General features: G+C 31.1%; 21 protein-coding genes. All 21 read left to right on the top strand.

Going from position 1 to position 27,000, the window contains the following annotated elements:
* Nucleotides 1–12: 12 nt before the first annotated feature.
* The 21 genes from treP to H8S20_RS03370 all read left to right on the top strand — a co-directional run bounded on the left by treP (nucleotide 13) and on the right by H8S20_RS03370 (nucleotide 26,994).
* Complete coding sequence (treP, locus tag H8S20_RS03470; RefSeq protein WP_186859294.1) at nucleotides 13–1,425, top strand: PTS system trehalose-specific EIIBC component; 1,413 nt, start codon at nucleotides 13–15, stop codon at nucleotides 1,423–1,425.
* Nucleotides 1,426–1,525: 100 nt separating this feature from the next.
* On the top strand, nucleotides 1,526–3,190 hold the full coding sequence (gene treC, locus H8S20_RS03465) for an alpha,alpha-phosphotrehalase (protein WP_032119895.1): 1,665 nt from the start codon (nucleotides 1,526–1,528) through the stop codon (nucleotides 3,188–3,190).
* Between the two features lie 34 nt (nucleotides 3,191–3,224).
* Nucleotides 3,225–3,941, top strand: coding sequence for a trehalose operon repressor (gene treR / locus H8S20_RS03460; protein WP_032119894.1), 717 nt, complete (start codon nucleotides 3,225–3,227; stop codon nucleotides 3,939–3,941).
* A 149-nt stretch (nucleotides 3,942–4,090) separates the two neighbouring features.
* Entirely contained in the window at nucleotides 4,091–4,609 is a 519-nt protein-coding gene (locus tag H8S20_RS03455; protein WP_366455491.1) for an RNA polymerase sigma factor, read from the top strand.
* The gene (locus tag H8S20_RS03450) at nucleotides 4,602–5,918 is read left to right on the top strand and encodes a hypothetical protein (RefSeq protein ID WP_186859292.1); all 1,317 of its coding nucleotides are present in this window, start codon (nucleotides 4,602–4,604) and stop codon (nucleotides 5,916–5,918) included. The genes H8S20_RS03455 and H8S20_RS03450 overlap by 8 nt, the downstream gene beginning before the upstream one ends.
* 69 nt (nucleotides 5,919–5,987) lie before the next feature.
* On the top strand, nucleotides 5,988–6,929 hold the full coding sequence (locus H8S20_RS03445; RefSeq protein WP_032119892.1) for a glycoside hydrolase family 25 protein: 942 nt from the start codon (nucleotides 5,988–5,990) through the stop codon (nucleotides 6,927–6,929).
* A gap of 391 nt (nucleotides 6,930–7,320) precedes the next feature.
* Nucleotides 7,321–8,778 (top strand): VanW family protein, encoded by a 1,458-nt coding sequence (locus tag H8S20_RS03440; protein WP_207725237.1) that lies wholly within the window; start codon nucleotides 7,321–7,323, stop codon nucleotides 8,776–8,778.
* A 128-nt stretch (nucleotides 8,779–8,906) separates the two neighbouring features.
* Entirely contained in the window at nucleotides 8,907–9,749 is an 843-nt protein-coding gene (locus H8S20_RS03435; RefSeq protein ID WP_186859290.1) for a Cof-type HAD-IIB family hydrolase, read from the top strand.
* 67 nt (nucleotides 9,750–9,816) lie between these two features.
* A complete protein-coding gene (gene splB / locus H8S20_RS03430; protein WP_032119890.1) occupies nucleotides 9,817–10,842 on the top strand; it encodes a spore photoproduct lyase in 1,026 nt (341 codons plus the stop codon).
* Between the two features lie 111 nt (nucleotides 10,843–10,953).
* Complete coding sequence (locus H8S20_RS03425; RefSeq protein WP_032119889.1) at nucleotides 10,954–11,415, top strand: tRNA (cytidine(34)-2'-O)-methyltransferase; 462 nt, start codon at nucleotides 10,954–10,956, stop codon at nucleotides 11,413–11,415.
* 19 nt (nucleotides 11,416–11,434) lie between these two features.
* A complete protein-coding gene (locus H8S20_RS03420; protein WP_032119888.1) occupies nucleotides 11,435–12,271 on the top strand; it encodes a DegV family protein in 837 nt (278 codons plus the stop codon).
* 154 nt (nucleotides 12,272–12,425) lie between these two features.
* A complete protein-coding gene (gene rpoN / locus H8S20_RS03415) occupies nucleotides 12,426–13,799 on the top strand; it encodes an RNA polymerase factor sigma-54 (protein ID WP_032119887.1) in 1,374 nt (457 codons plus the stop codon).
* Nucleotides 13,800–13,992: 193 nt separating this feature from the next.
* Complete coding sequence (locus H8S20_RS03410; RefSeq protein WP_186859289.1) at nucleotides 13,993–15,039, top strand: sugar-binding transcriptional regulator; 1,047 nt, start codon at nucleotides 13,993–13,995, stop codon at nucleotides 15,037–15,039.
* A gap of 45 nt (nucleotides 15,040–15,084) precedes the next feature.
* Complete coding sequence (gene gap / locus H8S20_RS03405) at nucleotides 15,085–16,104, top strand: type I glyceraldehyde-3-phosphate dehydrogenase (protein ID WP_032119885.1); 1,020 nt, start codon at nucleotides 15,085–15,087, stop codon at nucleotides 16,102–16,104.
* Between the two features lie 152 nt (nucleotides 16,105–16,256).
* Nucleotides 16,257–17,435, top strand: a complete 1,179-nt coding sequence (locus tag H8S20_RS03400; protein ID WP_032119884.1) for a phosphoglycerate kinase — start codon at nucleotides 16,257–16,259, stop codon at nucleotides 17,433–17,435.
* 221 nt (nucleotides 17,436–17,656) lie between these two features.
* Entirely contained in the window at nucleotides 17,657–18,403 is a 747-nt protein-coding gene (gene tpiA / locus H8S20_RS03395; protein ID WP_032119883.1) for a triose-phosphate isomerase, read from the top strand.
* Between the two features lie 515 nt (nucleotides 18,404–18,918).
* A complete protein-coding gene (gene gpmI, locus H8S20_RS03390) occupies nucleotides 18,919–20,457 on the top strand; it encodes a 2,3-bisphosphoglycerate-independent phosphoglycerate mutase (protein ID WP_186859288.1) in 1,539 nt (512 codons plus the stop codon).
* A 243-nt stretch (nucleotides 20,458–20,700) separates the two neighbouring features.
* Complete coding sequence (locus H8S20_RS03385) at nucleotides 20,701–22,887, top strand: alpha-galactosidase (protein WP_186859287.1); 2,187 nt, start codon at nucleotides 20,701–20,703, stop codon at nucleotides 22,885–22,887.
* Nucleotides 22,888–23,129: 242 nt separating this feature from the next.
* A complete protein-coding gene (locus H8S20_RS03380; RefSeq protein WP_186859286.1) occupies nucleotides 23,130–25,034 on the top strand; it encodes an ABC transporter substrate-binding protein in 1,905 nt (634 codons plus the stop codon).
* Between the two features lie 73 nt (nucleotides 25,035–25,107).
* Entirely contained in the window at nucleotides 25,108–26,082 is a 975-nt protein-coding gene (locus H8S20_RS03375; RefSeq protein ID WP_186859285.1) for an ABC transporter permease, read from the top strand.
* A gap of 3 nt (nucleotides 26,083–26,085) precedes the next feature.
* Nucleotides 26,086–26,994: an ABC transporter permease gene (locus tag H8S20_RS03370; protein WP_186859284.1), complete on the top strand. Its 909-nt coding sequence runs from the start codon at nucleotides 26,086–26,088 to the stop codon at nucleotides 26,992–26,994.
* Nucleotides 26,995–27,000 lie beyond the last annotated feature (6 nt).

Below are 27,000 nucleotides of genomic sequence, written 5' to 3'. Positions count from 1 at the left end.
GGAGGGACTAAGATGGGAAAATATATTGATGATTCAAAAGCCTTACTTGAATACGTTGGCGGAAGAGAAAATATTGGTGCAGTTACGCATTGTGTAACTCGTATGCGATTTGTACTAAAAGATACATCATTAACTAATAAAAATAAAATTGAAAGCTTAAAATCTGTAAAAGGAACATTTACACAAGCTGGGCAATTTCAAGTTATAATAGGTAACACTGTTGGGGACTTTTATAATGACTTCATTAAGGTATCTGGAATTGAAGGTACTAGTAAAGATGATGTTAAAGATGCAGCGAAATCTAATATGTCTTTTATTCAAAGACTTATGGCAAATTTAGCGGAAATCTTTTCTCCACTTATACCAGCTATTATAGTTGGAGGTTTAATATTAGGGTTTAGAAATTTAATTGGAGATGTTAAATTCTTTGAAGAAGGTACAAAGAGTTTAATAGAGATATCACAATTCTGGGCAGGAACACATAGTTTCTTATGGTTAATAGGTGAAGCTATATTCCACTTCTTACCTGTCGGTATTACATGGGCAATAACTAAGAAGATGGGAACTACTCAAATATTAGGTATAGTTTTAGGTATTACTTTAGTATCACCACAGCTTTTAAATGCTTATGCAGTATCAGGGGGAGGGGATATTCCTTTCTGGGACTTTGGATTTGCACAAGTTAATATGATAGGTTACCAAGCACAAGTTATCCCAGCGATACTTGCAGGTTTCACATTAGTATATTTAGAGAAATTCTTTAGAAAGATTACACCTGCATCAATCTCAATGATAATAGTTCCATTCTTTGCTTTAGTACCAACTGTACTTATTGCACATGTTGTGTTAGGACCAATAGGTTGGACAATAGGATCATGGCTTTCAACAGTTGTATATGCAGGTTTAACTTCATCATTTAGATGGTTATTTGCAGGAATATTTGGTTTTGCTTATGCACCATTAGTAATAACAGGATTACATCACATGACAAATGCAATAGATCTTCAATTAATGGCTCAAGTTGGTGGGACATCATTATGGCCAATGATAGCTTTATCAAATATAGCTCAAGGGTCAGCAGTTTTAGCGATGATATACTTACAAAGAAAGAATGAAGAAGAAAAGCAAATTTCAATACCAGCATGTATTTCAGCATACTTAGGAGTAACTGAACCAGCATTATTCGGTGTAAACTTAAAATATGGATTCCCATTCATATGTGGGATGATAGGATCAGGTATAGCAGCTATAATATCAGTAGGTTCTGGAGTTATGGCAAATGCAATAGGTATAGGTGGGCTTCCAGGAATACTTTCAATTCAACCAAATAGTATACCAATGTTTGCTGTAGCTATGGTTGTTGCGATAGCAGTACCTTTTATACTAACAGTAGTAGTAGGTAGAAAGAAATTAAATGCAGTATAAATCGAATTAGTAAATTTAATAGTAAGGTCTGGATAATATATATTCTTAAAAATGAATTATATATTATCCATTCTTTGTTAGATAAGAGGAGATAGATAAAATGAAAGATTTTAGAGAAAGTGTTGTGTATCAAATATACCCTAAATCATTTAATGATTCTAATGGAGATGGAATTGGAGATATAAACGGAGTAACTGAGAAGTTAGATTATTTAAAGACATTAGGTGTAGATTACATATGGTTAACACCAGTATATGTATCTCCGCAAAAAGATAATGGTTATGATATTGAGGACTATTATAAAATAGATCCAAGAATGGGAACTATGGACGATTTTGAAAGATTAGTTGAAGAAGCTAAAAAGAGAGATATAGATATAATGCTTGATATGGTATTTAATCATACTTCTACAGAGCACTGGTGGTTTAAAGAAGCTTTAAAGGGAAATGAAAAATATAAGAATTTTTATATTTTCAAAAAAGGTAAAGATAATGAGCCACCTACAAACTGGGTTTCAAAGTTTGGGGGGAGTGCTTGGGAGTATGTTGAGAATATGGATGAATATTATCTTCATTTATTTGATGTTACTCAAGGTGATTTAAATTGGGAAAATGAAGAAGTGAGAAATGAAATATATAAAGTAGTTAACTTTTGGATAGAAAAAGGTGTAACTGGATTTAGATTAGATGTAATTAATCTTATTTCGAAGCCAGAGGTTCTTGAAAATGATTATATTGGAGATGGAAGAAGATTCTATACTGACGGACCTAATATACACAAACATATAAAAGCACTTAATGAAAATACTTTTGGAAAGCATGAAAATATAATTACTGTTGGAGAGATGTCATCAACTTCTGTTGAAAATTGTATTAAGTATTCTAATCCAGATGAAAAAGAGCTTTCTATGGTATTTAATTTTCATCATTTAAAAGTTGATTATGAAAATGGTGATAAATGGACATTAATGGATTTTGATTTTATGATGTTAAAAGATATCTTTAAGAAATGGCAAGAAGAAATGCAAGAAGGTAATGGATGGAGTGCTTTATTCTGGTGCAATCATGATCAACCGAGAGCGATTTCTAGATTCGGAAATGATAAAGAATATTTTAATGAAAGTGGAAAAATGTTAGCTACTGCTATACATATGATGAGAGGTACTCCTTATATTTATCAAGGAGAAGAGTTTGGGATGACAAATCCATATTTTGAATCAATCCAAGAATATAGAGATGTTGAATCAATAAACTACTACAATATATTAAAGGAACAAGGGGAATCAACAGATAAAGTTTTAGATATATTAAGATCTAAATCAAGAGATAATTCTAGAACGCCTATGCAATGGAATGATAAAGAAAATTCAGGATTTACAACTGGAACTCCATGGATACCGGTAGGAAGATCATATAAAGAAGTAAATGCAGAAAAAGCTGTTAAGGATAGCAACTCTATATTTAATCATTATAAAAAGTTAATTGAATTAAGAAAAGAATATGATGTTATTTCTAAAGGTAATATAAAAATGATTTTAGAAAGTCATAAAAAAGTTATAGCTTATGTTAGAAGATATGAAAATAAAGTGCTAGTAGTTCTAAATAATTTTTATGGAGAATCAACTAAAGTGAATATACCTTCAGATATATTAAATGAGTGTATAAACTCTAATATAATATTATCTAATTATTCAGATTCAGGTAAATTAGGAGAAGAAATTATTTTAAGACCATATGAATCCATTGCTTATTATATTGAGAAATAGTATTTAATTATGCTAAAATAAATCTGGTGATAAAATGGATAAGAAATATTTGAACATATACAATATACTAGTAAATAAAATAGAAAATAATGAGTATCAAGCAAATGATAAGCTACCTTCTGAAAAAGAAATAATGAATGAATATAATGTTTCTAGGGATACTGTGAGAAAATCATTAAATATGCTAGAGCAAAATGGATATATTCAGAAGACAAAAGGAAAAGGCTCTTTTGTTCTTGATATAGGTAAGTTTAATTTTCCAGTTTCAGGAGTAGTTAGTTTTAAGGAAATTTCAGCTACAGGAAAGCTTGGAGCTAATGTGAAAACTATAGTTGAAGGTTTAGATTGCATAATTCCTAAAAAAAATATAGCAAGAGGTTTAGAGCTTGCTGGAGAAGATAAGGTTTGGAGAGTTGTAAGAGTTAGATCTATAGATAATGAGAAAGTTATACTAGATAAAGATTATATTGTACAAAAATTTGTTGAGAATCTTACATATGATATTTGCAAGGAGTCTTTGTATAGTTATATAGAAGGAGAACTTGGATTAAAGATAGCATATGCAAAAAAAGAAATAACTGTTCAAAATGCAACAGAGGAAGATAAAAAATATCTAGATATGAAGGGCTTTGAAATGATAGTAGTGGTAAAAAGCTATACTTATTTAGACGATACTAGTTTATTTCAATATACTGAATCTAGACATAGACCAGATAAATTTGTATTTGTAGATTTTGCTAGAAGATGTTAAGATTAATATTAAGGAAGTTGGCGTAAGCCAACTTCCTTGTTTTTTATTAAAATAAGTAATGTGTAAAGTATGGAAAATTTTAATGAAAATTATTATAGATGCACGAAAAAGTATTTCTAATTCGTTATATAGTTGAAGGGGGGGTGATAGTGGTGAATATATCATCTGTCGACAATGATTTTATTCAATATGTTGTTGAGAAGTATTCAGACATGATATTGCGTATTGCGTATCAAAACTTAAAAAACAAATCTGATTCGGAGGATGTTGCACAGGATACATTTATTAAGTTGATAAAACAGTCAGAGTTTATGGATGAAGCTCATATGAAGGCATGGCTTATAAAAGTAACAATAAATAAATGTAAGGATTTAAATAAAACAGCATGGTATAGAAAGACAGAATCTCTTACAGAGATTGAGATTCCTTTTACTGAAGATGAGGCGGGAATACTTGAAGAAGTTTTTAAATTATCCAGTGATTATAGGAATGTAATATATTTGTATTATTATGAAGGCTATAACATAAGTGAAATTGCGAGTATCCTTGATAAAAAAGAAAATACTATAAGTTCTCGGCTTACAAGAGCTAGGAAGAAACTTAAAAATATTCTTATAGAAGGAGGATATAGTGGTGAGAAAAAGCAACTATCAAGAATCGATGTCTAAAATAAAGGCTAGTGATAAATTTAAAACTGATACTATAAAAAAGATGCAAGAAGAGTTAGAAAAACAAAATGGAAAATATGAAGATAATACTGAGATTTTAAATAAGAAAAATAATACTAAATATAAAGGGTTTTTAGGAGCTGCTGCATGTTTTGCTTTAATAATAATTTTAGTTGTTGCAGATAATAAGAATATTAATATTCTAGCGGTAAATGAAGTTATAAAAGATAATAAGTCTAATGAAAATATTTTATCAGAGCTTCCAAAGCTTAAAGTATATAATACTCTATCTGGAGGAATGGGCTTTGAAGGATACTTAGCTCATGACATAGATGAGCTATCTAATTCTAATCCCTGGGTAACAAGTAAGAATATAAGTACAATGCCTGTATTTAAAAATATGCATTATGTAAATTATAAATCGGGAAGTCCTATACCAGAAGGATATTTAAATAGTGAAGAAATGATAAAAAAAGCTGAGGAAATAGCCGTATTATTAAATATCGAAGTAAGTGAAGTATATACTAGTCCAACTAAAGAAGACATTGATAGTTATAAGGATAAAACAGGTGAAGATTTAAACCAGAAGCCATATGAAGCAGTTGCAAAAGGAGATGGAGTAGAGGTAAGTGTAATGTCAACCGGAGAAATTACTATAAAATTTATAGAGGGAATAGAGCTCGATAGTAAATATAATTTTACACATACAGATACAAGCAAAGAGGAAGCTGAAAAAGTATTAGATTATTTAATAGAGGAATATTCACAGCTTATAGATATGGATAACCCAGCTAAAGATTTATTTGGAGATTATAATATCTATGATCAACAGAGCTTTAGATATAATGTTTATGATAATAGTGGAAGTATCATTGATAAGATATTAAATTATAATTTTAATACAGTGAATTTTGCTCCAGATGGTAAAGGAAAGCTGGGATATATAAGTATTTTAAATACGAATATTACAGAAAAGGTTGGAGATTATCCAATAATAAATGAAGATGAAGCGAGAACTTTGTTAATAGAAGGGAAATGTACAAGTACAGTTCCGGCTGAGTTTCCAGGAGAAGAATATATAAAAAAGGTAGAGCTTGTATACAGAAAATCACATACTGAAGAAAATCTTATGCCGTATTATAGATTCTACGTTGAGCTTCCAGATATGAAGATGGATAATGGATTAAAAAACTTTGGAGCATTTTATGTACCTGCTGTAAAAGCTGAATATATTACTTATGAATCTAATAAATCTAGCAAAATAACTATAGAAGAATTTGAACGTAGAGAATCAGGTAATAAAAATTAAATAGGAGTAACTCTTTATAAAGTTTAATAATATCTTATATATTAAGGAAAACTTTATTTTGGAGGAACTATGCAAAATAAAAATGACAAAAGTCTATTTGGAGTAGATATTAATGAGTATACTCAAGGTGTTGACTTTGCAGTATTAACTACAAAAATAGATTTTTTATACCTAAGGTCTTCGGGATCGGCCACTGGAAGGTTTAGAAGAGATCAGAAGTTTATAGAGTTTGCACAAAAAGCAAGAGAATTTGGTATACCAGTTGGAGCATATCATTTTGGAGTTCCTGCTGATGATTTAACTACTGCTGATGCTCAATGTGATGATTTTATTCAAGTATTACAGGAGGGTTTTGGCAACAAGGATTATGGTGACTTATTCCCAGTTATAGATGTAGAAGTACCTACAGATAAATCACTTGCTGTAGAAACTGTAGTAAATTGGATTGATCGATTTAGAAAGCGATTTGAAAAGAAGACAAGAAGAAGAATAATGCTATATACAGGAACTTTCTATGTTGAACTTTATAATAACTTCTTTATTCCTGGTAGAGGATATCCTTTGAAGAATATGATTCTTTGGATTGCTATGTACACTGCTATTCCAGGAAATCCAGCATATCCACCAGATGTAGGTGGTTGGACAAGATGGAGAATATGGCAATATAGTGAAAGTGCAACAGTACAAGGAATCGGAAATCCTGTAGATGCTAACTGGGGACCAAATAGTATTGATTTATTGATTCAACCAAGAAATGTAACAGGACTTAGAGCTACTAAGAGAGGAAATACAATAAATATTAGATGGAATCCAAATAATGATGCAGATTTATTAGGTTATAATTTATTTGCTAATAATTATTGGATAGGAACAGTAGATGCAGGAGATACTGATTTTACAATTCCAATCTCATCACTACCATTTACTAAAAGTGGGCCAATAAAAATAAGTATTGAAGCTTTTGATTTAGATGGAGAAACATCAAAAGCTAGAACAACAGTAACAGTTTAAATAAAGTGCGAAGCACTTTGGTGAAAAGTTTGACTTCGTCAAAGGGGAAAAGACAACTAAAGTTGAGGAGAAGATATTGCCTATGGCAATAGGGAAAAGACCTCTAACGAGATGGAATACTTTTTTCTGCTACTATAGTAGCATTTTCCCCTTAACGTAGTTAACTTTTCACAGCTGCGAAGTAGCTTTTTCATTTCGGCGTAGACGAATTTTCACTTGCGAACTTAGTGCGCACTTTCTTTCAATGGGGAAAGAATTGTAAGTCTTTTGTAATTGTAATCACATGAAGAATAGTCTATAATTATAAGAGATATTGTAAAAATATCAGTTTTTTATAGTACTAATATCATAATTTTATATTTTTTGTAGAAAGTGGGGAGGAGTGAAGCTTTTGAGTAATAGTAATTCAAATAAAACTAAGGATTTTTTTACTAAACATAAGAAAGTTATTGTGATTTCAGGAGTAGCAGTATTAGCAGTAGCTGCCACTGTTGGAGGAGTAATAGCTAACATTAATAACAAAGTTAGGTCTTGGGAAGATAAGATTTATCCTGGGGTACATGCTTATGGAGTAGACCTAAGTGGCAAGACTAAAGAGGAAGCAGTTACGGTATTAAACGATCAATTAGCTACTTTAGTTAATGATAAGAAAATAACAGTAACTGTTGGAGATAAGAACTTTGAGATTAAATATTCTGATTTAGGGTCAACTATAAATGCGGATAAAACTGCGGAAGAAGCTGTAGCTTATGGAAAAGCTGAGGGGATGTTTAAAAAGAACTCTTATATAAAGGATGGAGTTGATACAGAGGTTAATACTGAGTTAACTTATGACGAAGCCAAACTTAAAGAATTCGAAGATAAGATAAATACAGAAGTAGAGGTGCCTGCGATAGACGCTTCAATATCTATAAACTATGGGGAAAAGCATATAACTCCAGAAGTTATAGGAAAGAAAATTGATGCGGAAGAATTACACACAAAATTAGTTGCATGCATAGATCCAGACCCAAATAAAGTAGAAACTGTTTCTTTAGAGCTACAAGACTATAGTCCTAAGATAACTGCAGAAGCTTTAAATAAAATCGATGGTATATTAGGAAGCTTTAGTGGTTCTTATACTAATGATGGTACTGGAAGAGTTACTAATATGAGACTAGCTACAGGCTATATCAACGGAACACTTTTAATGCCAGGTGATGAATTTAGTTATAATAAGACTATTAAAGATACTACCCCAGAAAATGGTTATGAAAAAGCTAATACATATGTAGGAAGCGAAGTAGTGCCTGATTACGGCGGAGGAGTATGTCAAATATCTACTTACCTTTATAGAGCTGTAATTACATCAAATATTAGATCTACTATAAGATATAATCACTCAATGATGGTTGGATACTCAGAGCCAAGCTTAGATGCTACAGTATTTGAAGGTGATATAGATTATAGATTTGTTAATACATATGATTCACCAGTATATATAGAAGGATATATGAGTGGAAGCTCAATTACATTCAATGTATATGGTAATACTTCAGAAAAAGGTAATAAGACTTATGAGCTTGTCAACAATGTTCTAGAAAAGTATGATTATACAACTGAGTATGTAGATGATCCTACATTAGAAGAAGGAAAAACTAGAACTAAGCTTAATGGAGCTGCTGGATATAAATCAGAAGGTTATTTAATAACTTATGAAAATGGTGTAGAAGTTAATAGAGAATTAATATCTACTGATATATATCAACCAATGAATGCTATAGTTTTAAGAGGAACTAAAAAGGTAGAAGCACCTAAACCAGAAGAAAAACCAACTGAAAATGCTGGAGGAGAGACTCCAGCACAATAAAAAATAAAAAGGAGTTTTTTGCTCCTTTTTTTTATTTTTTTTATTAAAAATTTAGAATATTTTGTGTAAATATTAAGAATATAGTGGTATTATATATTGTAGTTAGTATAGCAACAAAGGAGTTAAGTATGAAATACAAAATGGTTTGCATTGATATGGATGGAACTTTGCTTGGGAAGAGAAAAAAGATTTCACAGTTTAGTAAAGACGTTATAAAGAAAGCGCATGATATGGGTGTTGAAATAGTTGTCACAACAGGTAGACTATATAATAATGCAGCATATTTTTCACAACTTTTAGGTGTAGATTCTCCAGTAATTGCAGCTAATGGGGCAATTGTTATAGATCAAAAAACTAACGATATTATATATGAAAGTGCAATACCTGAAGTAGAATGTATGAATATACTTAAGATATTGAATAAATATAAGATACCATTCCATTTTCATACTACTGATACTATATATTGTAATAATTGGTTTAGTAAATTTGGAACTCAAGTTTATATGACCAAACAGGTTTATTATGAGCATTTAAATATAAATTATTACACTGTAAAAACTGAAAAAGAATGGGCTGAAGTATTTAAAAAAGAAAATGGAAGAATGGCTAAATGTATAGCTTTTTCACCAAAGAGTAAAGATATCTTTAAGGTTAGAAAAGAATTAGATGCTTTGGAGAATATAGTTTACTTTGGGTCAGGAAACCATAGTACAGAAATAAATTTTAAAGGTGTATCTAAAGGAAATTCAGTAAAAGTTTTAAGTGAAAAGTATGGAATAAAACGAGAAGAGCTTATTTGTATTGGTGATAATGAAAATGATATTTCCATGATTAAATATGCTGGGCTTGGGATTGCTATGGCAAACGCAATTGATGAAGTGAAGTCTGCTGCACAATATATTACAGATTCAAATAAAAATGATGGAGTAGCTAAGGCTATTAAAAAGTTCATATTAGACGAAGAATAAAAAAATCACACTTCCTTGAATTATAATTTTAAATTATACAAAAAATAATTCAAAGGAGTGTGATTTTATGTTTATTCCTAAAAGAATTATATTTGAAAAAGGGTCATTAGATTATGAAATTGGCCAAAATGTATACAACTTTTTCAAGGATAATAAGAATGTAGAAAAAATAATGCTAAAGTCAAATAAAGTTAAACAGAACATTCCTAATAGTGACGATTTAAGGAAATTTTATAAAGAGGGAAAAAGGACTTTAGTCGTAGGAGTAAAGAAAGGATTAAAGTTTCAATCTTGTAAGCCTTCAGCACATTATCAGTTGCCTTTATATTCTGGGTGTATGGGTCAATGTCAATATTGTTATCTTAATACTAATTTGGGAGATAAACCATATGCTAAGATTAACTCAAATATTGATGATATATTAAATCAAGCTCAGAAGTATATTGATGAAGGACTGCCTGACATTACTATATTTGAAGGATCAGCAACTTCAGATCCACTTCCAATGGAACCATATAGTGGCTCTCTGAAAAAAGCAATAGAGTTTTTTGCCCAAAATCCTAATGGTAGATTTAGATTTGTAAGTAAGTTTGATGATGTGGAAACTTTATTGGATATAAAACATGATGGGAAAACAGAAGTAAGATTTACTTTAAATACAGATAGGGTTATAAGAGAATATGAAAATGCTACAGCATCAATAGATTTAAGATTAGAAGCCTGTAAAAAAATAGCTAACGCTTGTTATCCCTTAGGATTCATAATCGCACCAGTATTTTTATATAATAATTATAAAGAAGATTATAAAAAACTTCTGTTAAGTTTAAGGGAGAAGTTACCTGAAAATATGATTAATCCACCATCGTTTGAAGTCATTTCTCATAGATATACAACCAGAGCTAAAAATGTAATAATGGAAGTTTTTCCAGAAAATACATTGCCTATGGATAATGAACAACGTAAATATAAGTATGGACAATTTGGATATGGAAAGTATATATATAATAAGGATGAATTAGCTGATATGAAAGAATTTTTCCAAAAAGAGATAAGTGAGATATTTCCTGAAAGTGAAGTGAAATATATTATTTAACATTCTGTAAAAAACTTTGACTATTAAAAATGTATATAGTATTATTATCTTTATAAGAGATTATAGAGTAAGATGGTTAGCATCTTGCTTTTTGTTTTGGAGGGAAATTCCTTGAATTTGAATATTGTATTATATCAACCAGAAATTCCACAAAATACTGGAAACATAGCAAGAACTTGCGTATTAACTAATTCTACGCTACATCTAATTAAACCATTAGGATTTAGTATTGATGATAAGGCTGTAAAAAGATCGGGATTAGACTATTGGAGCGAGTTAAAATTAGAAGTTCATGAATCATATGAAGATTTTATAAATAAGTATGGAGATAGAAGGATATTCTTAGCTTCTACTCATGGCGGAAATTACTACAATGAGGAAAGTTATAAGGCTGGTGACTTCATAATGTTTGGAAGAGAATCAAAAGGTGTACCGCAAGATGTACATGAAGCTCATACAAATATAAGAGTGCCAATGATTAAAACAAGTACTAGAAGTTTAAATCTTTCTAATACAGTTGCGATTATAGCATATGAAGCATTAAGACAAATGGATTTTCCCGATATGAAATAATAGATGGGGAGGAATTGTTATGCAAAAGATTAAGATAATAACTGATAGTACTCTTGATATACCTGTAGAGTTAATAAAGAAAAATGACATAGAAGTTATGCCTTTATTGATTAATTTTGGTGAAGATAGCTATTTAGATGGAGTTGAGATTACTCCAGCTGAAATGATAGAGAGAATAAATAGAGAAAATGTGTTACCAACTACAGCACAAATTACACCAACTAGATTTGAAGAGGTTTTTAAGAAATATTTAGACCAAGGTTATAAGATAGTAACTTTACTACTTTCTTCAGAGATGAGTGGGACATATCAATCAGCTTGTATAGCTAAAGACATGTTAGAAACAGAAGATATAGTTGTAATTGATTCTAGAAATGTTACATCAGGACTTGGATTATTAGTTTTAAAAGCTTGTAGATTAAGAGATAACGGAGCTTCAATTGAAGAGATTGAAGAAGAAATATTAAAAACTAGAGATAAAGTTAAAAGCACCCTTAATTTTGAGTCTTTAGATAACTTAGTTAGAGGTGGCAGACTTCCAAGAGTTGCTGGAGCTATAGGAACAGCTTTAGGGCTAAGACTTATACTAGAAGTTAAAGACGGAAAGATGGCTGTTAAAGATAAGGTAAGAGGAAGCAAAAAAGCTCTTAAAAAATTAATATCTGATTTTGAAAGCGTAGATATAGATTTTAATGAGCCAATAGTATTATTAGATTTATTAAATGAAGATGTATATTTTGAATTAAAAAAATATTTTGAAGAAAAAGATATAGAATACATAGATGCAAAGGTTGGATGTACAGTAGGAATACATTCTGGAGTTAAACCTTGTGGGTTATTCTTTATAGTGAAGTAATAAAAGGCTTGTGCTTAGGCACAAGCCTTTTTATAATTTACAACTATAAATTAATTTAAGTAAACTTTTACAAAGAATATATTGGAATATGATTAAATTAAGGGTATACTTAAAATGTGGTATTTATAAAAGAACAACAAAAGAGGGATGTTATATGAAATTAGATTTTAATCTAAATTTATCTCAACAACAAAAACTTGTGATGACTCAGAATATGCAGTTATCAATAAATATATTGCAGATGTCAGCTTGTGAGTTAAGAGAATTTATCAATAAGGAGCTTGAGGAAAATCCTACTATTGATAGTGATTTTAATTTAAAGAAAGAAGCTGAACTAGATCAATATAAGAAGATGATAGAATCTATGGAATATGATAGTAGTAACTATAATTCATATTCTAAGGGGGACTATGATGAAGAAGGAGTATCTCCTTTAAATTTTGTTTCTGAGAAAAAGACTTTAAAAAGCTATTTGTTTGAACAATTACATACAAATAAAGAATTAAGAAATATAAGAATTATTATAGATTATATGATTGAATCTTTAGATAGTAGAGGTTACCTTGATGAGACTATAGAAAATATATGTAGCAAGTTTAATATTTCAGAAGAGAAATGTGTACAAGCATTAGAAATATTACAAAGCTTAGAGCCAGCTGGAATAGGTGCAAGAAACCTACAAGAATGTCTTTTGATTCAATTGAGAAGAGAAGGTAAACTAGACTCAAATTTAGAAAATATAATAAATAATTACTTAGAATTAGTTGCGGATAATAAATTTAAAGATATAGCTAAGTATCTAGAAATAACTCAATTAGAGGCTCAAAATTATGGAGATATAATAAAAGAATTAGAACCAAAGCCATCAAGAGGATATTATACAGGGGATGAGGTTAAATTTATAACTCCAGATGCTTATATAAAGAAAATAGATGAGGAATATATAGTTATTATGAATAATGATGTAGTTCCTCAATTATCTATAAATGGAGCATATAAAAACTTGCTTTTACATGGAAGTGATAAAGAAGTAGAGAGTTATATTAAAGAGAAAATTGGAAGTGCTATGTTTTTAATTAAGAGCATTAATAATAGAGAAAATACTTTGAAAATAATTTTAGAGGATATAATAAAGAGACAAAAAGAGTATTTAGATAAAGGTAAAAAGTATTTAAAGCCAATGATGCTTAAAGATATTGCTGAGGATATAAATATGCATGAGTCTACAGTTAGTAGAGCTATAAAAGATAAGTATATTTTAACAAGTTATGGAACGGTTAAGATAAAGGATTTATTTACAGTTGGATATAGTACAAAAAACTCTTCTAATGGAAAAGATGTATCAGCTAAGAGTATAAAAGATATAATAAAGGAAATTATTGATAAGGAAGATAAGAAAAAACCACTTTCTGATGAAATTATATCTACTGAACTTTCTAAAAAAAATCTGAATATATCAAGAAGGACAGTGGCAAAATATAGAGAGGAAATGGGAATAAAATCTTCTAGCAAGAGAAAAAGGATATAGCAGACGTAGGGAAGACAGAATCTTGGAGAAGAATATTCCTATTTCTATCTTCCCTTAATTATAAAAATATTATAAAAATATTATAAAAAATTTACAGAAAGCCTTTTAAATTTATTAAAGATGATTTATAATGAAATAGGTGGGACATTAAAGATAGTACTGGGACGTAAATAGTCCAAAAGGAGGGTTAATAGTGCAGGAAATATTAGGCTTACAAAAAAAGATAGTTCCTGAGCTAGTTGAAGTTCTTGAGAAAAGATATAATATTTTAAGAACTATATATTATAACCAACCAATTGGAAGAAGAGTTTTAGCAAGTGAGCTTAATTTAGGTGAGAGAATAGTAAGAACTGAGATAAGTTTTTTAAAATCTCAAGGTTTAATAGAAGTGAATACTCCAGGTATGAGTGTTACTGAAGATGGAAAGGTAATAGTCAAAAGATTAAAAGAGTTTATACATGAACTTAAAGGTCTTGATGATATTGAAGAGTATTTAAGAACTTGTTTAGGATTAAAAGATGTTATAATAGTTCCGGGAGATGTAGATACAAATCCTACTGTTTTGAAAGATTTAGGAAAAGCTGCAGCAACTTATGTTAAAAAAATCTTAAAAAATAATAACATAATTGCTATAACTGGTGGTTCTACAATTAAAGAAGTTGTAGAGGCGTTTCCTAAAATTAACAATGTTTCCGATGTGTTAGTAGTACCAGCCCGTGGTGGTATGGGACGTAAAGTAGAGAGCCAAGCTAATACATTAGCAGCATCCCTAGCTAAAAAGATTAATGCATCATATAAGCTGCTGCATATTCCTGAAAATGTTAGTGCAGAAGTGCTTGATGGATTGCTTAAAGAAAGCCAAGTGAAAGATGTAATTGATTCGATTCAAAAAGCAGATATTTTGATTTATGGAATTGGAAATGCAATTCATATGGCCCAAAAAAGAGAAGCATCTGAAGAGTTTATAAAAAAACTTGAAGATATGGGAGCTATAGGAGAAGCTTATGGATGTTATTTTAATAAAGATTGTCAGATGATATCTGAAAATAACTCTATAGGAATAAATTTAAATAATGCTAAAAAAATTAGAACACATATTGCTGTTGCCGCTGGGAAGAATAAGATTGATGCGATAATTGCAACAGAAATGTATAATCGTAATGCTGTACTTGTTACAGATGAAAGTACAGGAAAAGAAATATGTGAGATAATTAAAAATAACAATTTAAACAAGCTTTAAAATTTAATTTTAAATATAAATATCTATTTTTAGGAGGTAACTTTAATGGCAAATGTTAGAGTAGCAATTAATGGTTTTGGACGTATTGGACGTCTTGCATTTAGACAAATGTTCGGTGCAGAAGGGTATGAAGTTGTAGCAATCAACGATTTAACAAGCCCTAAAATGTTAGCACACTTATTAAAATATGATTCAGCACAAGGTAGATACGCTTTAGGTGATACAGTTGTAGCTGGTGAAGATTCAATCACTGTTGATGGAAAAGAAATCAAAATATACGCTGAAGCTGATGCTAACAAACTTCCATGGGGAGAAATTGGAGTAGACGTAGTACTTGAGTGTACTGGATTCTACGTATCAAAAGCTAAATCTCAAGCTCACATCAATGCAGGTGCTAAGAAAGTTGTTATATCAGCTCCAGCTGGAAACGACCTTCCAACAGTTGTATTCAACGTAAACCAAGATGTATTAACTGCTGAAGATACAATAATCTCTGCTGCATCTTGTACAACAAACTGTTTAGCTCCAATGGCTAAAGCATTAAATGACTATGCACCAATTCAATCTGGTATAATGTCAACTATTCATGCTTACACTGGAGATCAAATGATCTTAGACGGACCTCAAAGAAAAGGTGATTTAAGAAGAGCTAGAGCTGGTGCTGTTAACATAGTTCCAAACTCTACAGGAGCTGCTAAAGCTATTGGATTAGTTATTCCAGAATTAAACGGAAAATTAATCGGTTCTGCACAAAGAGTTCCAGTTCCAACAGGATCATCTACAATCTTAGTTGCTGTAGTTAAGGGTGAAAATGTAACTGTTGAAGGAATCAACGCTGCTATGAAAGCTGCTTCAAATGAATCATTCGGTTACACTGAAGAAGAATTAGTTTCTTCAGACATCATCGGAATCAAGTTCGGTTCATTATTCGATGCAACTCAAACTATGGTTTCTGAATTAGGAAATGGTTTATACCAAGTTCAAGTTGTTTCTTGGTACGACAACGAAAACTCATACACTAGCCAAATGGTTAGAACTATTAAATACTTCTCTGAATTAGCTTAATATTTAATAGTTAATTAAATACGGATTTAGATGCCTACAAAGGCACTTTTATAAGATCCTAAAAAGGGTCCGGTCTCTAAGGTATACTTATAAGGCCGGGCTCATTTTAAAATTAGGAATAAATTTATAATAATATTTATGAGGTGAAAAGAATGAACTTTAATAAGAAGACTATCGAAGACGTTCAAGTAAACGGTAAAAGAGTTTTAGTTAGATGCGACTTTAACGTTCCACTAAAAGATGGAGTAATAACTGACGAAAATAGATTAGTTGGAGCTATGCCAACAATTAAATACTTAGTTGAAAACGGAGCTAAAGTTATACTTTGCTCACACTTAGGAAAAGATGCTTCTAAGACTTTAGCACCAGTAGCTGTAAGACTAAGCGAAATGTTAGGTAAAGAAGTAGTTTTTGCTAGAGATGAAGAAGTTGTTGGTGAAAACGCTAGAAAAGCTGTTGCTGATATGAAAGACGGAGACGTTGTATTATTAGAAAACACTAGATGTAGAAAAGAGGAGTCTAAAAACGGAGAAGAATTATCTAAAGAATTAGCTTCATTATGTGATATCTACGTTAATGATGCATTCGGAACTGCTCATAGAGCTCACTCTTCAACTGAAGGTGTTACAAAGTTCGTTGACACTGCTGTTTGTGGATACTTAATCCAAAAAGAATTAAAGTTCTTAGGAGAAGCTGTAAATGCTCCTGTTAGACCTTTCGTTGCTATATTAGGAGGATCAAAAGTTTCTGATAAGATCGCTGTTATAAACAACTTATTAGAAAAAGTTGATACAATAATCATTGGTGGAGGAATGGCTTACACATTCTTAAAAGCTCAAGGATACGAAATCGGAACTTCTTTATGTGAAGACGATAGAATGGACTACGCTAAAGAAATGATAGCTAAAGCTGAAGCTAATGGAGTTAAATTCTTATTACCAGTAGATCACAGAATTGCTGATGGATTCAAAGATGTTGAAGCTACAGTTACTGAAGATCAAAACATTCCAGCTGGATTTATGGGATTAGATATCGGACCTAAGACTGAAGCTATATACGCTGAAGCTATAAGAGATGCTAAGACTGTTATCTGGAACGGACCAATGGGAGTATTCGAATTCGAAAACTTTAACAAAGGAACAATTGCTGTTGCTAAGGCTATGGCTGATGCAGATGCTACAACAGTTATCGGTGGAGGAGACTCAGCTGCTGCTGTTAACATCTTAGGATTCGGAGACAAGATGACTCACATCTCTACAGGTGGTGGAGCTTCATTAGAATTCTTAGAAGGTAAAGTATTACCAGGAATCGCTGCACTTAACGACAAGTAATTTTATTTAGTAGATATAATTAGTATTTTAATTAATAACTATCAAATTTATAAAGAGTGACAAGTGACAAATGACAAGTGGCAAGTTAAAGAATAAATTCAAAATGTTTTGAATTTAACAAAATAATAGAAATTGCGGAGCAGTTTCAACTATAACTTGTCACTTATCACTCTTAGCTTGTCACTAAAAATTTTGAAAAAATTTTATATGAGGTGATTATAATGAGAAAAGCTATTATTGCTGGAAACTGGAAAATGCACTATACTCCAGAAGAGGCTGTTAAATTAGTAAATGAATTAAAACCATTAGTAAAGGATGCTACTTGTGATGTAGTTGTTTGTCCTACTTTTGTTTGTTTAGATGCTGTATTAAAGGCTGTAGAAGGATCAAACATCAAAGTTGCTGCTCAAAACATGCACTTTGAAGAAAAAGGAGCTTTCACAGGTGAAATCGCTCCAAGAATGTTAGAAGCTATGGGTGTTCACTATGTTGTTTTAGGCCACAGTGAAAGAAGAGAAATGTTCAATGAAACAGATGAAGCTTTAAACAAGAAAGTTAAAGCTGCTTTCGCTCACAACTTAACTCCAATTCTTTGCTGTGGAGAAACTTTAGAGCAAAGAGAAAATGGAACAACTAACGAAGTTGTTGGAGCTCAAATAAAAGCTGATTTAGAAGGTTTATCAGCTGATTTAGCAGAAAAAGTTGTTATAGCTTACGAACCAATCTGGGCTATAGGAACTGGTAAAACTGCTACTGATGAACAAGCTAACGAAACAATAATGGCAATTAGAGGAATCGTTGCTGAAATGTTCGGTAAAGAAGTTGCTGATAAAGTAAGAATTCAATACGGTGGATCAGTTAAGCCAGGAACTATAAAAGCTCAAATGGCTCAATCTGACATAGATGGTGCTTTAGTTGGTGGAGCTAGCTTAGTTGCTACAGACTTCGCTGCAATAGTTAACTACTAAAATAGACTTACAGACATATCTCTAAATGGGGATATGTCTTTTTTCTTTGTAAATTATATTTTCGAGAGTAAGTAATGAATTTTATCGAAAGTTAAATTATAAAGGGAGTTAATTTAAAGAGTAATATACAAATAAAGTGTTATAGTAAAAGCTGGTATTTGTTAAAAGTATACTTAGATAAGGTCATAGGGGGAGGAACAGGGCGTATATACGTTGTATAAAGGGGAGATAGTAAGATTTAACATAGATGTGATAGGTAAATAAAAAGGTCCAAATATTAAATGAAATGTAATGAAGATAATTAAGGAAAAATTTTCAACAAACGTTTACAGAGTTGGCTATTTTCTTGTGAAGGATATATAATTATAGTATAATAAAAAAGAATTTGATTAAAGATATAAGTATTGTACCAATTATATCTTAAAACGAAGAAATTTGTTAAAATAATTCTTTATTTCAAATTCGATTTTTACGATTAAAATATAGATGAAATTTTATATAACTTGGAGGGAATTATGGCGAAGAAACCTGTAATGTTAATGATATTAGATGGATTTGGAATAGCTCCAAATGGAGATGGAAATGCTGTAGAAACAGCTAAGAAACCAAATTATGATAGCTTACTTGCAAAATACCCACACACTGAAATACAAGCTAGTGGTATGTTTGTTGGATTACCAGATGGACAAATGGGTAACTCAGAAGTTGGCCACTTAAATATAGGTGCTGGAAGAATTATATATCAAGAATTAACAAGAATAACTAAAGAAGCAAATGAAGGCGGATTCTCAAAGAATGAAGCTTTATTAAAGGCTATAGAAAATGTTAAGAATAATAATTCAGCATTACACTTAATGGGATTATTATCAGACGGGGGAGTACACTCTCACATAGAACACTTAAAAGGTTTATTAAAGTTAGCTAAAGATATGAATGTTGAAAAAGTATATGTTCATGCATTTATGGATGGAAGAGACGTTCCACCATCATCAGGAAAAGAGTTCGTAGTTCAACTTGAAGAAGCTATGAAAGAAATTGGTGTTGGTGAAATAGCTACAGTATCAGGAAGATACTATGCTATGGATAGAGATAACAGATGGGAAAGAGTTGAGCTTGCTTACAATGCAATGGTATTAGGTAAGGGTGAAACTGCTTCTTCAGCTGTTGAATGTATGGAAAAATCATACCACGATAACAAGACTGATGAGTTCGTATTACCATGTGTTATCGAAAAGAATGGAGCTCCAACAGCTACAATTTCTAACTATGATTCAGTAATATTCTTCAATTTCAGACCTGATAGAGCTAGAGAAATAACTAGAGCTATAAATGATAAAGTATTTGCTGGATTTGAAAGAGAAAACTTAGATTTAGTATTCGTTACTATGACTCAATATGATAAAACATTAGAAGGGGTTGAAGTTGCTTATAAGCCACAAAGTATAACTAATACACTAGGTGAATTTGTTGCTTCTAAGGGATTAAATCAATTAAGAATAGCTGAAACAGAAAAGTATGCTCACGTTACATTCTTCTTCAACGGTGGAGTTGAAAAAGAAAATGAAGGTGAAGATAGAGCTCTTATTGCATCTCCAAAAGTTGCAACTTATGACTTAAAACCAGAAATGAGTGCTTATGAAGTAACTGAAGAGTTAATAAATAGATTAGATCAAGATAAATACGATATGGTTATCTTAAACTATGCTAACCCAGATATGGTAGGACACACTGGTGTTATGGATGCGGCTGTTAAAGCTATAGAAACTGTTGATGAGTGTTTAGGAAAAGTAGTTAACAAAGTATTAGAATTAGATGGAACAGTATTTATAACTGCTGACCACGGTAATGCTGAAACTATGATAGATTACTCAAATGGGCAACCATTTACAGCTCATACAACTCAACCAGTTCCATTTGTATGGGTATCAAATCATACAGAAGGTAAGACTTTAAAGACTGGTAAATTAGCTGATATAGCTCCAACAATGTTAAATGTTATGGGCTTAGAAGCACCAGCAGAAATGACTGGAGAAAACTTAATAGTAAATAAATAATATTTTATAAATTAAAGAACTATTGCTAATGTAGCAATAGTTCTTTTTATATAAGAATATCCATTTTCAAAGGGGAATATCAACATATATATAATAAATGTTTTTATAAGAAAATATATACAAAAAATCAGTAATGTTAATAAAAATTATTATGTTTTTAAATACTATGGAATAAAGTAGACAACTATAATATCTTTAAAGTAAAAATAGTTTATAAAAATTTTTAGAATATAGGAGAGAAATATGGGAATAAAGTTTATTAAGGATAAAAAGGTTTTTAAGCTTGATGCAAAAGATACATCATATATTATTGCAGTAGTAGATGATGAACAATTTATTGGGCACGTATATTTTGGAAAGCGAATAATTGATGAAGATGTAAATTACCTTTTACGTCTAGAAGAGCCACCATATGTACCATCAAAGAATAATCGTGATAGAGTATCATTCTATGATAGTTTTCCAATGGAGTATTCTACTCATGGAATTGGAGACTTTAGAGAGAGTTCTCTTCAGCTAAGAGATAGAGATGGAAATACAGCATGTAGATTACAATATATTTCACACGAAATATACAAAGGCAAGAAAAAACTTAAAGGTCTTCCAGCGACGTTTGGAGATGAAAATGAGTGTACAAGCCTTGAAATAAAATGTATGGATAAAGATTTAAATCTTGAAGTTGATTTGGTTTATACTGCATTTGAAAATCTAGATGCAATAACAAGAAGTGTAAGAATTAAAAATTGTGCAGAAGATTCAATAGCTCTAACTAAGGTTCTATCTACTTGTATAGATTTTGAAGGAATAAATTATGATATGATTTCTCTTCATGGATCATGGGCAAGAGAGAGACATATTTCAAGAAAGAATATAAGCTATGGAAAACATACAGTATCAACTGTGAGGGGAGAATCAAGTCATCAAGATAATCCTTTCATAGCACTTTTAGACAGTTCTGCTACAGATGAAAGTGGAAATGTATATGGATTTAACTTTGTTTATTCAGGAAATTTCTTTACTCAAGTTGAAGGTTGTCAATTTGATACAACAAGAGTAGTTATGGGAATTAATCCAGTAGATTTTACATGGGTATTAGAAAAAAATGAAGAGTTTGTAGCACCGGAAGTAGTTATGGTTTATTCAGATAAAGGGATAGGAAAAATGACGAGAACCTTCCATGACTTATATCGTAATAACTTAATAAGAGGTAGATTTAAGGATAAGAAGCGTCCGATATTAATAAATAACTGGGAAGCAACTTATTTTGATTTTAATACAGAAAAGTTATTATCAATAGCTAAAGAAGCATCATCGTTAGGAATTGAAATGCTAGTAATGGATGATGGCTGGTTTGGAAAGAGAAATAGTGACAATTCATCATTAGGAGATTGGATAGTAAATGAAGAGAAAATACAAGGTGGCTTAAAATATCTTGTAGATGAAGTAAATAAATTAGGGATGGAGTTTGGTATATGGCTTGAGCCAGAAATGATATCTCCAGATTCAGAGCTTTATAGAGAGCATCCAGATTGGGCCATTAAGATTGATGGACGTACTCCTGCGTTATGTAGAGAGCAATATGTATTAGATCTATCTAGAAAAGAAATAGTGGATTATATTTATGAATGTATTAAGAAGGTACTTTCAAGTGCTAATATAACTTATGTTAAGTGGGATATGAACAGACAAATAACAGATTTAGGTAGTATTTGTATTCCAGCAGAAAAACATGGAGAGCTATCACATAGATATGTTTTAGCTGTTTATGAAATGATGGATAGGTTAACTACAGATTTTCCTCATATTCTTTTAGAAAATTGCTCGGGTGGAGGAGCAAGATTCGATCCAGGTATGTTATATTATAGTCCACAAATATGGTGTTCTGATGATACCGATGCTATTGAAAGATTAAAGATTCAAGAAGGGACAGCTATGGTATATCCCATTTCATGTATAGGAGCTCACGTAAGTGATTGTCCTAACCATACTGTTGGAAGAACTACACCTTTTGAAACAAGAGGTCATGTAGCATTAGCAGGTACATTTGGATATGAGCTAGATGTTACTAGAATACCTAAAGAAGATAGAGAGATGATTCCAAAACAAGTGGAAATTTACCATAAGTATAATGATTTAATAAGAACAGGTGATTATTATCGTATAGAAAACTTCTCTCAAAATAATTGCTTTGATGTTTGGGAAGTAGTCTCTAAAGATAAGAGTGAAGTTTTAGTTACTTGTGTACAAGTGTTAGGTAGACCCAATTATCATAGCAGAAGAATTAAGTTAAAAGGGTTAATAGAGGATAAAATGTATAAGTTAGAAGGTACTGATGAGCTATTTTCAGGTGGAGCCTTAATGTATGGAGGTCTTAATATTTCTTTATATGGAGATTATTCAAGTAAGCTACTACATTTAATTCAATTATAAGTTTAATAAAAGAGTGCTAAGCAGTATTAAAGCTTATCACTCTTTTATTTGTAAGGATTTATAAGATAATATTTTATAAATAATATTATGAAATAAAGTAATTAAAAAATATACAAATCTTAATATATATATACGAAAATTATCCCTTACAGTGACAAACGTTTACAGAGGATTTTGCGAGAATTATACTAAAATTATCAAAGAAATAAATGATAAATCTTTTAAAAAGCAGGGGGAGAATCATGAAGAGAAATAAGTTAAAAGGTATTATAGCTGTTGCTATAGCACTTACTTTAAGTATTACATCATTAATTGGATGTGGAAATCAAGGTTCAGGTGCAGCAACAGATGACAACGTTACATCTGAATCAATTTTAGACTCGGTAATAAGTGTAGAAACAGTATTAAAGAATTCTAAACTTGAAGGTGAAAAAGCTGATGTATCAGGAACTGTGTTAAGTACTATGGTATCATTTACACCAGGAGCAGCAGCACATGGTAATCCATTAGTAAATGGTGGACCAGATTGGTCAATGCAACCATTAATATTTGATTATTTATGTGACTATAGTTCACAGCCAGAAAAAACATTTAAACCTTCATTATTAGAAAGTTATGAATTTGAAAATTGTGTTTTAAATATGAAATTAAAAGAAGATCTTAAATGGAGTGATGGTAGTGATATTACTGCAGATGACTTAATTACAAACTTATTCATAGAGATGACAGTAAATAACATAGCTTATTATGCTGAATCGGTAACTAAGATGGATGATTTAACAGTAGAAATAAAGTACAACAAGGATTCTGCATTATTACTTGATTATGTATTAAAATCACCTTTAATGTATCCAGCTGAAAACTATGGCAAATACGCTAAGGTTTTTGAAGAACAATTTAATACTAGTAGAGAACTTGATGAAAATGGAAACTTCAAATTTACAGCTGAAGGAGATACAAAAGTAGCAGAAGCAACAACAGAACTTAATAATTACTTACCAGATTTAATGAGTATAAAATGTTCAGGAGCATATGTTCCTAAAACAATGACATCAGCAGAAATTATTTTTGAACAAAACCCTAATTATAGAGTGCCACTTTATATAGAAAAAATCAGAGGTATAAGACCAACAAGTACAGAATCAAACGCATTAGCAATTTCTAATGGGGATTATGATGCAGAAGGTATGGGATTATCACCTGATATGGCTCAAAAGGTAGCAGAAAATAATGCAGATACAATTAGACAAATGGTAGTTCCAGAATTTAGTTCATTAGGATTCTGTATGAATACGCAAACATATCCGACTAGTGACGTTAATGTTAGAAAAGCAATAGCTTATATAATAGATTCAGCTCAAATAGCTCCAGTATCAGAACCAGGAATGGTAAAAGGGGATGAATACGCAGTAGGACTTCCACCTTCAATAAGAGATAAATACCTAAGTGAAGAGTTCTTAAGTACATTAGATAATTACGATGTTAACTTAGAAAAAGCAGCTGAATGTCTAGAAGCAGCTGGATGGAGCAAAAAAGGAGATAAATGGATTGATTCTAATGGAGAAAGTCCTGAAATTATAGTAGCTGGTGTCGGAGAATATCCTGCATATGTTGTAATGGGAGAAGCAGCTGCTAATATGTTAACTTCATTTGGATTAAACGCAGTGTTTACACCTAAAGAAGCTGCTGCATACAATGATTATGCAACATCAGGACAAGGACATATGGTTATAGATGGATTTGCTTCAGCAACTAATACTCAACATCCATTTGAAGCTTACAACGGAATTTGGTGGTATGGACAAAGAGGTATGAATTTGATATTCCCAGATCAAGGCAAGTTAGTATGGAAGAATGATGAAACGGGTGAAGATTTCCAATACTCTGATAAAATGACAGAATTATTTGATGCAGCAAGTGACGAAGAAATAACAGATGTTACAGAGGAATTTGCACAATTCTTCAATGATAACGTATGGTTTATTCCGGTAACAGAAAAGTATTATGTATTTAGAATTCATAATTCAAAGCTTTCAATGGCTGAAGCTGCAACAGGAGAACAATTAAGTGACTTCTATTGGTCAGGTACAACAAGTGCCATTTTAGGAAAGATGATAAGAGGTGAAGAATTATACTATATTAAATAATTATTTATAGAAAGTTAAAATAAATAGGGCTGTTAATAACAGCCCTATATTTAGAATTATGAGGTGATTTCACATGAAAAGATTAGCTACAGTTTTTGCAACAATGTTAGCATCACTATTATTAATATTTTTTGTAATACAAGCAATGCCTGGAGATCCGGTAGATACATTAACACAAGAATATATGAGATCAAGTCAATTATCATATGAGCAAGCTTATAACAAGGCAAAATTAGCTTTAAACTATGATCCAGACGAACCTATAGTAGAGAGATTTGTTTCATATGTAAAGGGAATTGCAACAGGAAATTTAGGACAATCTATGTCTTTTAAGGAATCGGTATCCAAAATAGTTCTAGGGGCACTTCCTTGGACGTTACTTGTATGTTCAATATCATTATTACTATCATTTACAGTAGGAGTAATCCTCGGAATTTATGTTGCTTGGAAGAGAAGTAAGTTATTAGATGGAGTTCTTACTGGATATCAAGCGATTTTAGGATCTATCCCAGATTATATAGTCGCCTATTTGTTAGTTTTATTATTTTCCCTAACACTTGGATTGTTTCCATCGAAAGGTGCATATAGCTCAGCAGTGATTCCAGGATTTAATTTAGAATTTATATTAAATGTATTAAGCCATGCATCTTTACCAATCTTAGCATATTTCCTAACTACATTAGCCGGCTGGATAATGGGAATGAAGGCAAACTGTATGTCAGTTTTAGGTGAAGATTATATAAATTATGCAAAGGCTAGAGGTATATCAAATAAACGTATTATATTTAGCTACTTAGGAAGAAATGCAATGCTTCCAATGGTAACAAGTGTCGCAATATCATTTGGAATGATGTTTGGTGGATCACCTTTAATAGAAAATTTATTTGTTTATCCAGGTGTTGGGTATTATCTAACTACAGCTATTTCAAGAAGAGATTATCCTCTTATGCAAGGAATGTTCTTAATGATAATTGTTATGGTATTACTATCAGGAGTATTTGCAGAGTTCCTGAATACTAAATTAAATCCAAGGTTAAGGGAGAAGTAAGATATGAATAATACGGCAAGTGTAAATAAAATAAAATCCTTTAAAAAAGAAGGAACATTTTTAACATCGCTAAAGGAATTCTTTCAAGTAATTTGGAGAAATAAGATGGCGAGAGTAGGATTTATAATTTTAGTATTTTTCTTATTACTTGCTATTTTTGGACCAATGTTTGTACCAGCACCAGAATCAAATTACTTAGCAAGGTTAAAAGCACCTTCTGCGGCACATATTTTAGGAACAGACTATGCAGGAAGAGATATTTTAGCGTTATTTATAAATGGTTCAAGGTCAGTTTTATTAGTTGCTTTTTATGCAGCATTATTTTCAATAATATTTGCATGTGGAATAGGAATAACAGCGGGGCTTGTTGGTGGAAAAGTAGATGAAATATTAATGCTAATAACTAATATAGTTTTAACCATGCCAACTTTACCTGTAACAATGGTACTTTCAATGGTCATAAACGTAAGTAATGATATATTGTTTGGTTTAGTATTAAGTCTTTGGTCATGGGCAGGACTTGCAAAGGCCATAAGATCTCAAGTACTTGTAATAAGGAATAAGGATTTTATTGAAGCCAGTAGGGTAATGGGGATAAGTACAATTAACATTATTATAAAAGATGTAGTGCCTAATATAACCTCATTTATTGCTATAAATTTCATAGCAATTATGAAAGGTGCTATAATGACATCAGTTTCATTAATGGTTTTAGGATTAGTTCCGTTTAAAGGTAGCCACTGGGGAATGATGATACAGATGGCAATGTCACAATCAGCAGTTTTATATGGTGGTCTTGGACCAATAGTTTATTTTATGACACCTATCATGGGAATAGTATTATTCCAATTAGGATGCTATTTCTTTGCAAATGGTTTAGATGAAGCTATGAATCCAAGATTGCGTAAATAGGGAGGG

Origin of the sequence: Clostridium hominis, assembly GCF_014287825.1 — a bacterium.
GTDB lineage: Bacteria > Bacillota > Clostridia > Clostridiales > Clostridiaceae > Clostridium > Clostridium hominis.
The sequence above is the reverse complement of the archived record's forward strand: the minus strand, read 5'-3'. Positions and strand labels throughout refer to the sequence as shown.